This window comes from Microbacterium sp. RD1 (genome assembly GCF_052220165.1).
Classification (GTDB): Bacteria; Actinomycetota; Actinomycetes; order Actinomycetales; family Microbacteriaceae; genus Microbacterium.
In genome coordinates this window covers 1,008,905-1,021,675 of record NZ_JBQPOL010000001.1, presented here as the reverse complement: position 1 = coordinate 1,021,675, position 12,771 = coordinate 1,008,905, and the positions used below count along the sequence as shown (strand labels likewise).

Annotated in this window: 12 protein-coding genes; 7 read left to right on the top strand and 5 right to left on the bottom strand. The window is 66.1% G+C overall.

Annotated elements, in window-relative coordinates; all coding sequences use genetic code 11:
* The first annotated feature begins 2 nt into the window (after positions 1 to 2).
* Genes ACTU3I_RS04885 through ACTU3I_RS04865 form a run of 5 tightly spaced genes read left to right on the top strand, consistent with a single transcriptional unit; the run spans position 3 to position 4,675 of the window.
* Positions 3 to 1,322 carry an ADP-ribosylglycohydrolase family protein gene (locus tag ACTU3I_RS04885; RefSeq protein WP_442924517.1) on the top strand — a complete coding sequence of 440 codons (1,320 nt, stop codon included), beginning with the start codon at positions 3 to 5 and terminating at the stop codon, positions 1,320 to 1,322.
* Entirely contained in the window at positions 1,319 to 2,182 is an 864-nt protein-coding gene (locus tag ACTU3I_RS04880; RefSeq protein ID WP_442924515.1) for an energy-coupling factor transporter transmembrane component T family protein, read from the top strand. Before ACTU3I_RS04885 ends, ACTU3I_RS04880 begins: the two co-directional genes overlap by 4 nt.
* Positions 2,183 to 2,228: 46 nt before the next feature.
* A complete protein-coding gene (locus ACTU3I_RS04875; protein WP_442924514.1) occupies positions 2,229 to 2,801 on the top strand; it encodes an ECF transporter S component in 573 nt (190 codons plus the stop codon).
* Positions 2,802 to 2,831: 30 nt separating this feature from the next.
* Positions 2,832 to 2,966: a hypothetical protein gene (locus ACTU3I_RS04870; protein ID WP_442924513.1), complete on the top strand. Its 135-nt coding sequence runs from the start codon at positions 2,832 to 2,834 to the stop codon at positions 2,964 to 2,966.
* Positions 2,963 to 4,675, top strand: a complete 1,713-nt coding sequence (locus ACTU3I_RS04865) for an ABC transporter ATP-binding protein (protein ID WP_442924512.1) — start codon at positions 2,963 to 2,965, stop codon at positions 4,673 to 4,675. Before ACTU3I_RS04870 ends, ACTU3I_RS04865 begins: the two co-directional genes overlap by 4 nt.
* A 527-nt stretch (positions 4,676 to 5,202) precedes the next feature.
* Here the strand turns inward: ACTU3I_RS04865 and ACTU3I_RS04860 are convergent.
* The 4 genes from ACTU3I_RS04860 to ACTU3I_RS04845 are packed head-to-tail and all read right to left on the bottom strand — an operon-like array spanning position 5,203 to position 8,100.
* On the bottom strand, positions 5,203 to 5,601 hold the full coding sequence (locus ACTU3I_RS04860) for a RidA family protein (protein WP_442924511.1): 399 nt from the start codon (positions 5,599 to 5,601) through the stop codon (positions 5,203 to 5,205).
* Positions 5,602 to 5,657: 56 nt separating this feature from the next.
* Positions 5,658 to 6,359: an alpha/beta fold hydrolase gene (locus tag ACTU3I_RS04855; RefSeq protein WP_442924510.1), complete on the bottom strand. Its 702-nt coding sequence runs from the start codon at positions 6,357 to 6,359 to the stop codon at positions 5,658 to 5,660.
* A 12-nt stretch (positions 6,360 to 6,371) separates the two neighbouring features.
* Positions 6,372 to 7,343 (bottom strand): NAD(P)-dependent oxidoreductase, encoded by a 972-nt coding sequence (locus ACTU3I_RS04850; protein ID WP_442924509.1) that lies wholly within the window; start codon positions 7,341 to 7,343, stop codon positions 6,372 to 6,374.
* On the bottom strand, positions 7,243 to 8,100 hold the full coding sequence (locus tag ACTU3I_RS04845) for an alpha/beta fold hydrolase (protein WP_442924508.1): 858 nt from the start codon (positions 8,098 to 8,100) through the stop codon (positions 7,243 to 7,245). The genes ACTU3I_RS04850 and ACTU3I_RS04845 overlap by 101 nt, the downstream gene beginning before the upstream one ends.
* A 185-nt stretch (positions 8,101 to 8,285) precedes the next feature.
* Between ACTU3I_RS04845 and ACTU3I_RS04840 the strand changes: the two genes are divergently transcribed.
* Together ACTU3I_RS04840 and ACTU3I_RS04835 are read left to right on the top strand one after the other, a co-directional pair.
* A complete protein-coding gene (locus tag ACTU3I_RS04840) occupies positions 8,286 to 9,020 on the top strand; it encodes a FadR/GntR family transcriptional regulator (protein ID WP_442924506.1) in 735 nt (244 codons plus the stop codon).
* A gap of 263 nt (positions 9,021 to 9,283) precedes the next feature.
* Positions 9,284 to 10,567, top strand: a complete 1,284-nt coding sequence (locus tag ACTU3I_RS04835) for an MFS transporter (RefSeq protein ID WP_442924505.1) — start codon at positions 9,284 to 9,286, stop codon at positions 10,565 to 10,567.
* A 1,147-nt stretch (positions 10,568 to 11,714) separates the two neighbouring features.
* On the opposite strand, the gene ACTU3I_RS04830 is transcribed toward ACTU3I_RS04835, so the two are convergent.
* Positions 11,715 to 12,758, bottom strand: coding sequence for a ketopantoate reductase family protein (locus ACTU3I_RS04830; RefSeq protein ID WP_442924504.1), 1,044 nt, complete (start codon positions 12,756 to 12,758; stop codon positions 11,715 to 11,717).
* Between the last annotated feature and the right edge of the window lie 13 nt (positions 12,759 to 12,771).

The window sequence follows — 12,771 nt, the reverse complement described above, 5'->3', positions numbered from 1 at the left end:
CAATGGAATACATCACCGATCAGGAACGCGCGTTCGGTATCTCGCAGGAGCCGTACGGGCTTGCGACGAACGAGCTGCAGCAGGCGCGGGAGACGGGGCACGACGTCACCCGATGGGAAGCGCAGCTGGCACAGCTCGACCCGCGTGACGACGAGGCGCTCACGGCGCTGTATCGCACGCTTCCCCAGCGACCCGCCCGCGGATGGGATGCCTTCGAGGCCTCCGAGCTCGATGCGATCGTCGCTGCTCTTCCCGCCCCCGGTTCACCCCGGACCGTCGATCGCCGCGAGGAACGCGTCGCCGGGGCCTGGTACGGGCGGATCGCCGGCAACATGCTCGGCAAGCCCGTCGAATTCGGCTGGCCTCGCGCCCGCATCACCGCCTACCTCGAGGAACGCGACGCCTTGCCGTTGGACGACTACATCCCCATCGACGATGAAGCGACCGCTGCCGATCAGGGGTTCTTCCTGTACGAGGGGCTCTCGCGCGGACGGGTGGACGGCGGCGTCCGTGACGACGACATCGACTACACCGTCCTGGGGCTGCATCTCCTGGAGACCTACGGAGCGAGGTTCACACGATTCGACGTGGCGAGGGAGTGGCTCACCCGGTTCCCGGCCTACCAGGTGTACACCGCCGAACGTGCGACATACCAGAACCTCGTGCGCGAAGTGCCACTCGAGTCAGCGGGCGAACACCACAACCCTTACCGGGAGTGGATCGGCGCGCTGATCCGGGCGGATGCGTTCGGGTACGCCTTCGCCGGGGACCCTCGCGGCGCCGCCCTCGTGGCATACGCGGATGCCTCGTTGAGCCACCGCGCGAACGGGATCTACGGAGAGATGTGGGCGGCCGCACTCATCTCGAGCGCCTTCACCGCCGCAACGCCCGAGGAGTCGGTACGCGAGTCGCTCAACCACGTTCCCGCGACCTCCCGGCTCGGCCGCGAGATCGCGCTCGTCCTGGACCACTACCGCGACGGATGGACGTGGGAGCAGACCCTCGACGCGCTCGATACCCGGTACGAGCGTATGAGCTGGGTGCACACCCTCAACAACGCCGGCGCCCTCGCCGCCGCTATCCTCTGGGGCGAGGGGGACTACACCACCACGATCGGCTATGCCGTCCGGGCCGGTCTCGACACCGACTCGATCGGGGCAACGGCGGGGTCGTGGGCGGGCGCCTTCGCGGGCATCGACGCGATCCCCTCCCACTGGATCGAGCCGCTGCACGACCGGACGAGCTGCGCGCTCTTCGGCTATGGCGAGCTCACGATCAGCAGCCTCGTCGCCCGCACACTCGCACTGCAGGTGGCGTCATGACCGCGATCACGTCGTCCCTGGACGGGGGGAGCAGGCTGCACTCCCGCCATGACGAATTCGACCCGCCGACCCGCGGCGTCGGCCTCGTCGGCAAGTTCGCGGTGTTCGCCGGTCTGACGGCGGTGGCGATGGTGGCCACGGAGCCGATGCTGCTCTGGGGGCTGCTGACGGCCTCTCTCATCTTGATGCTGAGCACCGGGCTGCACGCCAAGACCCTCTGGGCTGCGGTGAAACCGCTGTCACCGGTGATCCTGCTCCTGTTCGTCTTCAGCGGGCTGTTCTACGACCCTGAAGCGGCGCGCACCCCGTTCGCCCGCACCGTCCTTCTCCCGCTCGTGCAGACCGACTTCATCGCCCTGACAGTCAGCGTCGGCGGCATCCTCGTCGGCGTGGCCTTCATCGCGAAGCTGCTGCTCATGATGTCCGCGTCCATCTACATGATCGGGACCACGCCGATGGAGCAGCTTCTCGCTGCGCTGCAGAAGATGCGCGTCCCGAACGCCATCGGGCTGATGATGTCGACGGCGGTGCGGTTCATCCCCACCATGACGGGCGAGGTCGCCACGATCAAGGACGCGCAGCGGGCGCGCGGAGCTGGCGCCAGCGCGCAGAAGGGTGCGCGCCGTCAGCCGGTACAGGGGACACTGCCCCTCTTCGTTCCCATGATCGTGTCGTCGATGCGCCGGGCCGACACCATGGCGATGTCGATGGTGTCCCGCGGCTACGGCTTCGCGAAGGAGCGCACCGTGCTGACGTCTCTGCACGTGAGCCGATGGGACTACCTCGTCGTCGGGGTCATGACTCTCGCCGTCGCTGCCTTCTTCGTCCTGCGCTCTCAGATCGGCCTCGGCTCGGTATGAGCACGCCCGTCCACACACCCGATAACCACGAACAGAAAGAACGAGCATGACCAGCAACGATGCACCAGCTCCGCAGTCCGGGACTCCCAAGGTCGTTCGATCCAAGAGCTTCTTCACCCCCGTCCGCATCTCCCGGATGGCGATCCTGGTCGCCCTTTCGGCGGTGGGAGCCTTCATCAAGATTCCGACGCCCACCGGCGACGCCGGTCTCGACTCCGTGCCGGCCTATTTCGCCGCGATGATGAAGAAGTGGGACTGGAAGGAGGCGGCGATCATCGCGATCCTCGCCCGATTGCTGGCCGCAGCGGTCGTCGGATTCCCCCTCGGCCTGCCCGCGCAGATCGTCCTCGCATTCGCTAACGCGAGCTGGGTCGCCGTCATCGTGCGGATCGCGCGCATCCGGTGGGGCTACATCGCCGCGATCGTGGCGACGCTGGTGTGGGCAGTCATCCTGACCCTGTTCCCGGCGCTGGGGATCCTCTTCCTCGGCTTGAACTTCCAGGCCGCCTTCGCCTTCGGCATCGCGGGGCTTCCGGGCCTGTTGGTAGCGGCCGGAATCGCGGTGGTCATCGCCGTCGCCGCCGCACGGGCAGTCCAGAACACCGCGATCGCCAAGTAGCGCCCGCCGAACCTCAAGGAGACACTCATCATGGAAATCATCGCGATCGTCGGATTCTTCATCCTCAGCTTCGTGCCGCTGCTGGCGTACGGCATCTACACCGCCCGGTTCGGCGAACCGATCAAGGCCGACAAAGTGCGGGCTCCCCGCCGGAGCCGGGCGTGATCGAGCTGCAGTCCGTCTCGTTCCGCTACGGCGAAGACCTCCCCCTCGCTCTCGATTCGGTCGATCTCTCCATCCGCGCCGGCGAGTTCGTCGGCGTGGTCGGAGCGACCGGATCGGGTAAGAGCAGCCTCGCGTACGCCATTCGCGGAATGATCCCCAGTTTCTTCGAGGATGGAGAGATGAGCGGCCGAGTGATCGCCGCGGGATACAACGTCACCGAGAGCGACGCACAGTTCTCCGCCGACAAGCTCGGGATGGTGTTCCAGGATGCCGCGTCGCAGGCTTTCGGCTCGACGGTGCTGTTGGACGCAGCTTTCGGACCTGTCAATCTGGGGCTCCCTCGGGAGACGGTGGTGGAGCGAGTGCGGCGCTATCTCGACCGCGTTCGGCTGCGATCGAAGATCGACCAGTCGCCGGCGACTCTGTCCGGGGGCGAGACCCAACGCCTCGCCATCGCCGGTGTGCTCGCCACCGAGCCCGATCTGCTGATCCTCGACGAGCCGGTAGCCGAGCTCGATCCCCATGGGCGCAAGGAGGTCTGCGACGTTCTGGACGAGCTGCGCGCCACCCGCGGCGTGACCGTGGTGCTCATCGAGCAGGATCCCGATCTCATTGCCCGGTACGCCGACCGCGTCGTCGTCATGGATGCGGGGCGGATCGCGATGGTGGGTACCCCGCGCGAGGTCTTCGGCGACGCCGAGGCCTGCCTCCGTCTCGGTGTCTATCCGCCCGAGACGGCGGCGCTGGCGCAACGCCTCCCGCTGCCCGCAGCGGCCGGCACACCACTGACAGCGGGAGAGCTCGAGGAGCTCGTGGGCCCGCTCCTAACCGGCGATGCCAAGTGGGAAGAATCGCCTGGAAGAAGCGATGAGGCGATCGACGAGGTGCTGGCGTTGCGCGGAGTCTCGCACCGCTACCCGAATGGCTTCGAGGCGTTGCGCGATGTTGACCTCAGCATCGGGTCTCGCGAGTACGTCGCTATCGTCGGAACCAACGGTGCCGGCAAGACGACGCTCACCAAGCACTTCAACGGTATCCGGCGGCCGACGGCGGGCGTCGTGGTCGTGGCCGGGGCGGACATCGCCGACACGTCCACGCCCGATCTGGCCATGAAGATCGGATACTGCTTCCAGAATCCCGACCACCAGATCTTCTCGTCGACGGTGCGGGAGGAGGTCGAGTACGGCCTGAAGTGCCAAGGCATCGAGGAAGCAGCCCGCGGGCCGCGCGTCGACCGCATCCTCGAGGTGTTCGAGCTCTCGGAGTTCGCGGACACGAACCCGCTGAACCTCGGAAAGGGCCAGCGGCAGAAGGTGGCACTCGCTTCGATCCTCGTGCTCGAACCCGAAGTGCTCGTCATCGACGAGCCCACGACGGGGTTGGACTGGCAGGAGTGTCAGCAGATCCTCGACATCATCGATGAGTTCCACGCCGCGGGCACGACGGTGGTCGCCGTCACGCACGACATGCGGCTCGTGCGCGAACGCGCGCAACGCGTCGTGGCCATGAGTCACGGTCGCATCGCCTACGACGGACCCAGCGCAGATTTCTTCTTCCAGGACGAGGTGCTCCGCGAGGCCGACATCGAGCGCACCCCGCTCTCAGAGATCGCGACCTTCGTCGCGGAACGTCTGGGCGTACCCCCCGCCGTGCTTCCACGCACGGTGGACGGCATGGCCGGCGTACTCGAAGCGCTCATCGAGCGCTGAAGCGACGGCCGACGACGCGCCCCAGAATGCCTGGTCGAACGGTGCCCAGGGGCGGATGACCGCGACACCCGCGAACTGCCTCCGCGTTGAGGACATAGCTCGGCGATCGCTTGGCCGAGCAGCAGGTGCCCTGGCGCGCTTCATCGAGCGGCTGGTTGACAGGAGAAGCCCGCCCGTGTCCCGAGAACTCACGGCCCGGTCGTCACAGGGAGACCGGTGCGCGTGCAATCTCGGCCCCGGCCGCGAGGCCACCGATTCTCGAGTATCCGATAACGCCGGCGTGCAACATCCACCCGAGCGCCGCGACGGGTCCTGAAGTCCAGCCGAGGCGGCAAGAGCTCAAGAAGGCATCTGCCCATTGTGTCGAATTCGACAGGTACTTCGGTGAGCGGTACGGGTCCTCGTCGACATGCTCCCACTCGTCACCGGAGGCGCAACGCGCCGCCGGTGACGGCACGCGAGCGGCGAGCGGGGTTCTTCATATGTGAGGAGCGGCGCGCCCGTCGTCCGCCGCTGCCGATCCCCCGTCATCGCGGAACCGCGACGACAACGTCGACCTCAATGAGCACATCGGGGTGGAACAGGGCCGCGACCCCGACGAGCGTGCCGGCGGGAGGAGCGGTCTGGCGATAGCTCAGTCCGCCGAGCACGACAGGTAACAGGTCGAGATTCCAGTCGACGACGTAGATCGTCTCCTTGACTATCGCCTCCCGGCCCACCCCGAGCGACGCCAGGACCTTATCGATGTTGGCGGTGATCTGCGCGACCTGGGCGGCGAGGTCGCCGACGCCTTGGATCTCACCGTCTTCGTTCCAAGCCACCTGCCCGGAAAGGAACGCGAGATCGACATCCCGCGTGACTGCCGCCTGGCTGATGAGCCCGGGCTCGGAGTGGACGCCGGCGGGGTTCGTGCGGGTGATCGGCATATGCGCTCCTTCTTCCAGGGGTATTGGTCGAGCCGCGGCACAGAGATGCGCGACCGTCACGCGATCGAGATCTTCGCCGCGATGGTGCGAGGCTGCGTAACGAACGCGAAGTGATGACCGTCGACTTCTTCGAACGCCCACCCCCGCGCGCGGACGGTCTCCTCGGCGGACAGGAAGAGGTCGGTGCCGGTGAAGCGGACGTAGGTGACGTCGAGGTCGTCCAGCTCGTCCACCGACCTCAGACTGGACGGGAAAGGCTGGCGAAGAACCGACATCGGCATCAGTGTGGATGCCTCCGTGAGCCAATCCGCGATCTCTGCGTCGTCTATGCCGTAGGCCGACGGCGGAGCCGGTTCGGCGTACAGTCCACCGTGAGGTGCAGCGAGAGCGGCGAGGATGTCCGCGACATCAGGCCGGTCGTCGAAGACCGAACGGCCCGGCGTCGGTATGAAACCGTCGAGCAGAACGAGCTGCCGCACCGCCCGTCCGGCGGCGGTCGCAACCGCGCCGCATGCGGGAACGGTGCCGTAGCTGTGTCCCACAAGGATCACCTCGTCGCCCGTCTCCGCAACACTGTCGGCGACGACGCGAATGTGATCGTCGAGCGTGATGTCAGGACGCAGATTGGAGGCATCGCTCCCGAGGCCGGTGAGCGTAGGAACGAGGACCCGATGCCCGGACCGTTCCAGCTCCTCAGCTAACGCGCGCCAGACCCACCCTCCCCCCCAAGAGCCATGAACCAGAACGTATGTCGTCATGATGTGCACTCCTCATCGAGTTTCATGTGTGGAATCGAATGCCTGAACGAGGCTGGAGATGTCGGCCGAACCAGCGACGCGGGAGCATACCTCGATGCAGGTATCGAGGTTGGGCGTCCACGCCCCGGCCTTTCGCATCATCGTCTGCGCCAGAAAGAGGTCCTTCTGCAGCAACTCGACCGCACCGAACCGGGGTGCGTCGCTCCGGTTCACCATCCTCGGTCCGAGCATCCGCAGCGGAGGGCTGTCCGCGAGCCCTCCGAAGAGCGCATCAGGGAGCACCTCCATCGCCACCCCCGCGCGACGAGCGGCACTGATGGCCTCAGCGATGGCGGAGATGTTCGAGGCGACGATCATCTGGTTGCAGAGCTTCATCGCCTGACCTGCGCCTGAGGCGCCCGCGAACGTCCTGCGCGCGCTGAGTGCGTCGAGCAGCGGGGCAGCCGCCTCGACATCGTGGGGGAGCCCTCCGACGAAGAGCGTGAGCCGTCCTTCTTCGGCGGCGACCGCTCCGCCGGATACCGGCGCATCCACCCATCCGACCCCGTGGGCAGCGGCCTCACGTGCGATCTCCGCCGCGGCCTCGGGACTGCCGGTCGAGAGGTCCACCAAGATCCGGCGCCGTCGCGCGGCGCTACCTTTGCCGAGCATGCGCCGCGCGACCGCTCCGCTTTCGACGTGCGATGTGACGCAGATGCCGACAACGTCGCATCTGTCGAACACATCCTCCGGAGACCGCGCCACGATGGCCCCGAGCTGCGCCAGCGGTACAGTCCGCTCGACCGAGCGGTTCCAGACCACCACCGGGTCGGAGGTGACGGCGACCAATCGCCGGGCCACGGCCGACCCGATGTTTCCTAAGCCGACAAGACCGATCACTCCGTCACGCCTCGGTGAACACGCCTGATCGCTCTGGAATGTCGCTGCTTCCGTGCGACTCCCGCACGAATGCTCGGATCGTTTCGTTGAACAGTGACATCTCATCGATGTTGACCATGTGAGAACTCTCCTCGAACGTCACGAGACGGCCATTCGGAAGCAACTCGGCCAAGACCGCAGCACCTTCATAGCGTTGCTTCTTGTCGTGCCGCCCCTGGGCCACGATCGCGGGCGCATCGATCCGCGGGAGCCGGCGCCGATGATCGATCTCGGCCATATCAGCGCAGTAGGCGTTGAAGACGAAAAGCGGCCACGCCACCGCCCCGGCGACGAACCACCCCACCACCGCATCATTGGGCTTGCGAAAGAGGTAAGTGCGCCCCAGCGCGTCGTACGCCTCGACGCTGCTGGTCGACGCGCTCGACACCTTCTCCAGCCACCACGCACTGAATTCCTCAGAGAAGCCCCCCAGCTGACCGTCACGGTCGCCGCCGTACCACGGGGCACCGCTGACCAGCACCAGGCGACCGACGAGCTCCGGGTGCTGCTCCGCCAGGAGGATCGCTCCGTGCGCACCGATGCCCTGCGCCACGACGGTGACATCCTGCAGATCGAGGCCGCTGATCACCGCGACGATGGTGTCGACCAGCAGCTGAGTGGTGTAGGCCGCGTTTGGCTTCGAAGAGAGGCCTGTACCGATCCAGTCGAAGGTCACCGTGCGATGATCTGCGGCAAGCGCAGCGACCTGGTGCTCCCACTCGGCGTGCGTAGCCAAGCCCGCATTAACGAAGAGGACGGCAGGGCCACTCCCGAACTCTTCGAAGTAAATGCTCGCGCCGCGGGGGCCGTCGAGATAGGGCATCTTGTCTCCTCATTGAGTAAGGGATCTGTCATAGGCAAACAGGTTATGTTGTCAGACTGATTATGCACGCCGAGCACCAGGTCGGCAACAGCCCCCTTCTGTCGTACGGCGACCATCCCGTCCTGCTGTCAGACTTGCTAGACCTTGACGCGGTCCGTCTGCCGCGCGCGAGTAGAGGAGTACGCATGGATGAGACCCAATCTCCCGCGGCGGGCCGCGCAGCTCGCATCTCCGCACCGGATGCCCTGGACGACATCCGCCGGCCGCAGCTCGCAGATCAAGTGGTCGGCCGCCTACGTGCCTTGATCGCGCAGGGAGCCGTAGCACCGGGCGAACGCCTGCCACCGGAGGCGACGCTTGCCCGGGAGTTCGGGGTCGGCCGCTCGACCATCCGCGAGGCGCTGAGGATGCTTAACCATCTCGGGCTCGTGAAGACCCGCGCGGGATCCGGCAGCTACGTGACGGGGCAGCTGCCAGGGCACCCCCCTTCGACTTTGTCGAGTGACGAGCTGCAGGAGCTCTTTGAGTTCCGCTTCATCCTCGAGTCGAGGATCGCGGCTATGGCCGCCGAACACCGCTCGACAGGCCAGCTCGCCGAAATCCTCTTCCGGCTCGAGCAGATCCATCTGGCGGCGGAAGGCGAAGACCGCGACCAGGCCGTCGGGGCGATCTGGTCGTTTCATCAGAGCGTCGCCGCGGCTTCAGGAAACCGATTTCTGACAGAGGCCTACCGCCAGCACCAACCCCTCTTCGAGGAGGGCACGATCGTCCTGCTCGGCATGCAACCCGCCATGCATGTGGCCGACGTCCACGACGAGCTGGCGCGAGCCATCGTCGCGAAGGACCCCGGCAGCGCAACGACCGCGGTGCGCCGAACATTCGACGAGATTCGCATGAGAGTAGCACTGCTCGCGGACTGAAGCGACGGCGTGCTGGTCCAGCCGAAGGACAAGTACCCCTGCGTCAGCACCGCGTTGTGGGGCGCTCAATATGCGTCATTCGCATGTAGCGGTTTACTTGTCAGACTGGTTTGTCTAAGGTGAAGCCGAGATTCGTGCGAATGGTCTCGAGTTCGCGCTTCGCGCCACGTCGAGGCGGTATCGCCATCAGACAGATTCAATGAGGAGCAGAAATGACGGCACAGAGTGGTGCACGCGTATCCCGGGGCTTGCGGCGGGCAGTCATGTCCAGCTTCCTGGGCACGATGATCGAGTGGTACGACTTCTTCATCTTCAGTACCGCATCGGCGCTGGTTTTCGGTGCGGCGTTCTTCCCGACGGGCGATGGCACGACCCAGACACTCCTCGCCTTCGCAACCCTGGGTATCGGCTTTCTGGCGCGTCCTCTGGGCGCCGCAGTCTCGGGTCACCTCGGCGATCGGATCGGCCGCAAAGCCACCCTCGTTCTGACTCTTTCGATGATGGGCGCTGCGACGGCGGCGATCGGCCTGCTCCCCACGTACGACCAGGTGGGGCTCCTCGCTCCGATCCTGCTGGTCGCGCTGCGACTGCTGCAGGGATTCAGCGCGGGCGGGGAGTGGGCCGGCGCGGCGCTGATGGCCGTCGAGCACGCACCGACCGGTCGGCGGGGCTTCTGGGGATCTGTGGTGCAGTCGGGAACCCCGGCCGGCCTGATTCTGGCGAGCGGCGTCTTCCTCGCGGTACAACTCACGGTGGGACCGACCGCCTTCGCGGCGTGGGGATGGCGGATTCCGTTCGTGCTGAGCATCATCCTTCTCGGCATCGCCATGTACATCCGCGTTCGCGTCTCCGAGAGTCCGATCTTCATCAACGCGACCCAACGACGGCAGGAGCGTGCGCCGCTCGTTCGCGTCTTCCGCGAAACACCCCGCCAGCTGATCCTCGCCGCCCTCACTTTCGTCGGCTGCAATGCGATCGGGTACGTGTTCCTCTCCTTCCTCCTCGCATACGGGACGGGAAGTCTTGGACTGGACCGAGGAGTGATGCTGACCCTGTCTCTGGTAGGCGCCGCGACATGGTGCGTATCGAATCTCGTCGGCGGTGTGTGCGCCGACCGGTTCGGACGACGCAACACGTACCTCGTCGGATACGCACTCTTCATCGCGTGGGCGTTCCCCTTCTTCCTCCTTATCAACACCGGCGACATATGGCTCATGGGGCTATCAGTGGTGATTCTGTGCACCGGCCTCGGACTCACCTACGGCCCGCAGTGCGCTCTGTTCGCCGAGCTCTTCCCCGCCGCCTTCCGTTACAGCGGTGCGTCGTTGGCGACCGCGATCGGATCGATCCTCGGCGGTGCCTTCGCGCCCGTCATCGCGACAGCACTGCTCGCTGACAGCGGCACCGTGTTCGCCGTCTCTGGCTATATGACAGTGGTCGCTGTGATCAGCTTCATCGCCGTGCTGCTCCTGCGTGAGAAGGAGCTCGTCGCCATGCGTTCCCTGGACCAGCGACAGGTCGACGATCCAGCCGTCTCACGCGCCTAATCCGACTAGCGATGAGGGCCAGCTGCACGGCTTCGGGCCTATTTTGGTTCGGCCGTATTGGCGCCTGCTGCGGCAACGTCGGTCAGCCGAGCGGCGGCTCGGTAGCCGATGCCGAGGAACTCATCTCCCGGATACCGGGGCGATTCGGCGGAGACGGAGGGATTTGAACTAGCGTCGGGGTGGATCGAACCGGAATCAACCGCGTCATTCCGCCTCCCGGCGTGGTCAGGAGCACTCCTCGGGCACCACCAGACCCGCTCGATTCGTGGCAGAAACGTGGCACGACACGCGACAAGGCGCGGGCACGTGGGGGCCGGAATGAGCACTGCCTAGAGCTCGGCGATGGCCTGTCCGAGTTGAAGGTACATCTCTGAAACCGCGGGATTGTTCACCCGGTACACAACCCGCTGCCCCTGACGCGCTTCGTTCAGGGGCGGGTCCGAAAGTAGCAGGCCCCCGGCATATAACGAGCTGAGCGCGTTAGCCACCGTCATTACGGGAAGGTCCAGTGCACGCGCGATCTCCGCCCGCCCAGCCGGACCATTCGTCCTGAGATACCCGATCACACCCGCGTGAAGCATCGACCCGAGTGCCGCGATCGGGTCCTGCAAACCCGTCGTGGCCGCCGGGCGCGCGTAACGAGGCATCTCACCATTGTGCCGAACTGGAAGGGCTCAGTGGGCGCGTCGATCAACGGCGGTGACGCCGACTCCTCACACAACGCGCCCTTGATGCGGCTTCCAGATCTCTCCCCGCGCGAACGACCCAAGTCGAGAGCACCGGTATCTCACTGTTTCCAGGGGTTCCCGGTGCTTATAGATGTCGTAACCCAGCCGCTCAGGTAGCAAGCCAGCGGGGCGTCGCTCTGGCGATTGGCGTGCGAGGCGCCTCAATCGATCCACAGGCGATTACCCGGAGGCGAAGCTGTTCACACTGGCTGCCGAAAGGGCCATGATCGGCCCAGGTCATCGACTTCTTGAGCGCCCGGATGGGGCGCAACAGCTCAGCATCGTGCCGAGCCGGTTCAGGCCGAGTCCCAGACCTCCTCTGATGGACGGCTCGACCCATTTGCCGCCTGCCAGCAATTCCTGTGCTGCGGCGTGGTTGTGCCTGCCGACGTTCGTCGAATGCCATGTGACCGCCACGATTACGGCTCTGCACCCACCGCACGGCGACGCTGCCCGCGGAGCAAGTGGTCAATGTTGTGCACGCCGCGCTGCAGATCGCCGCTTTCGACGCGCGCCGCGATCTCAGCCACCCGTGCGTTGAATGGAGCCCTGTGGCCGGCTCTGAGGAGGACCTCCGCGACGTGGCCGTTAAGTTCCCGGTACTCGGAGCGCCGGCCCTTCGCCCAGTCCTGCAGCACCGTCGTGAGGGTGTCGGGACGTGAGAACCGCTGCAGCACCTCGCCGAGGAGGACTCGGGCGTAACGGCCTGGATCCTGGTCCTCGGAGGGCAGACCGAAGATCGGAACGAGCCTAGCGCCGTCCGCGACCGCCGCCTGCGCCGCCTCGCGCCCGCACGCGACCATGAACTCGTGCACGCCAGGCAATGCTGCAGCCTCGGCGAGCGGCAGGTCCAGGATCGCCGACGGCACGAGCTCGCCCGCGTTGGCGACGAGCTTCATCCACTTCGCCGAGCGGATGTCTTCACGCACCTCGACAGTGCCGGCGTGCGCGAGGGCCGATCGGACGGACTCCAGCTGTCCGGGGTCGACATCGCCGCCGATGGCGAACCAGGCGCTGTCCGCCGCGTTCTGGCGGATCACAATGCCGGGATCGAACATGTTCGAGGCCATCTCGATGACCGCGCCGACCGCACGGTCGGCGCCAACGATGTCGGCGATGGCGTCGTAGGTCATACCGTTCTGCACGCCGACGACGACCCCCTCCTCCGAGAGCAACGGAGCGATCAGCTCGGTGCTCCAACGGGTGTCGTACGCTTTCACCACGAGGAAGACGATGTCGAACCGCGTGCGCAGCTCTGCCACCTCGCACAGGTGATGCACGCGCGGCGCGACGTGCTTGACTCCGGTCGGCTCGTGCACCACGAGGCCTCTGGAGCGCATCGCCTCCACGTGCGCGGGCCACTGCTCAATGAGCGTCACGTTCAGATCCGCCGAGATCAGGTCGGCGGCGATGCCCGACCCCTGCGCGCCCGACCCGAGGATCGCAATCCGGCTCCTGTGCACCGTTCACCTCCTG

What these genes read in the sequence shown, in the direction of transcription:
- ACTU3I_RS04885 (WP_442924517.1), top strand. Translation starts at nt 3, where the DNA reads ATGGAATACATCACCGATCAGGAACGCGCGTTCGGTATCTCGCAGGAG.
- ACTU3I_RS04880 (WP_442924515.1), top strand. Translation starts at nt 1,319, where the DNA reads ATGACCGCGATCACGTCGTCCCTGGACGGGGGGAGCAGGCTGCACTCC.
- ACTU3I_RS04875 (WP_442924514.1), top strand. Translation starts at nt 2,229, where the DNA reads ATGACCAGCAACGATGCACCAGCTCCGCAGTCCGGGACTCCCAAGGTC.
- ACTU3I_RS04870 (WP_442924513.1), top strand. Translation starts at nt 2,832, where the DNA reads ATGGAAATCATCGCGATCGTCGGATTCTTCATCCTCAGCTTCGTGCCG.
- ACTU3I_RS04860 (WP_442924511.1), bottom strand. Translation starts at nt 5,601, where the DNA reads ATGCCGATCACCCGCACGAACCCCGCCGGCGTCCACTCCGAGCCCGGG.
- ACTU3I_RS04855 (WP_442924510.1), bottom strand. Translation starts at nt 6,359, where the DNA reads ATGACGACATACGTTCTGGTTCATGGCTCTTGGGGGGGAGGGTGGGTC.
- ACTU3I_RS04850 (WP_442924509.1), bottom strand. Translation starts at nt 7,343, where the DNA reads ATGAGATGTCACTGTTCAACGAAACGATCCGAGCATTCGTGCGGGAGT.
- ACTU3I_RS04845 (WP_442924508.1), bottom strand. Translation starts at nt 8,100, where the DNA reads ATGCCCTATCTCGACGGCCCCCGCGGCGCGAGCATTTACTTCGAAGAG.
- ACTU3I_RS04840 (WP_442924506.1), top strand. Translation starts at nt 8,286, where the DNA reads ATGGATGAGACCCAATCTCCCGCGGCGGGCCGCGCAGCTCGCATCTCC.
- ACTU3I_RS04835 (WP_442924505.1), top strand. Translation starts at nt 9,284, where the DNA reads ATGTCCAGCTTCCTGGGCACGATGATCGAGTGGTACGACTTCTTCATC.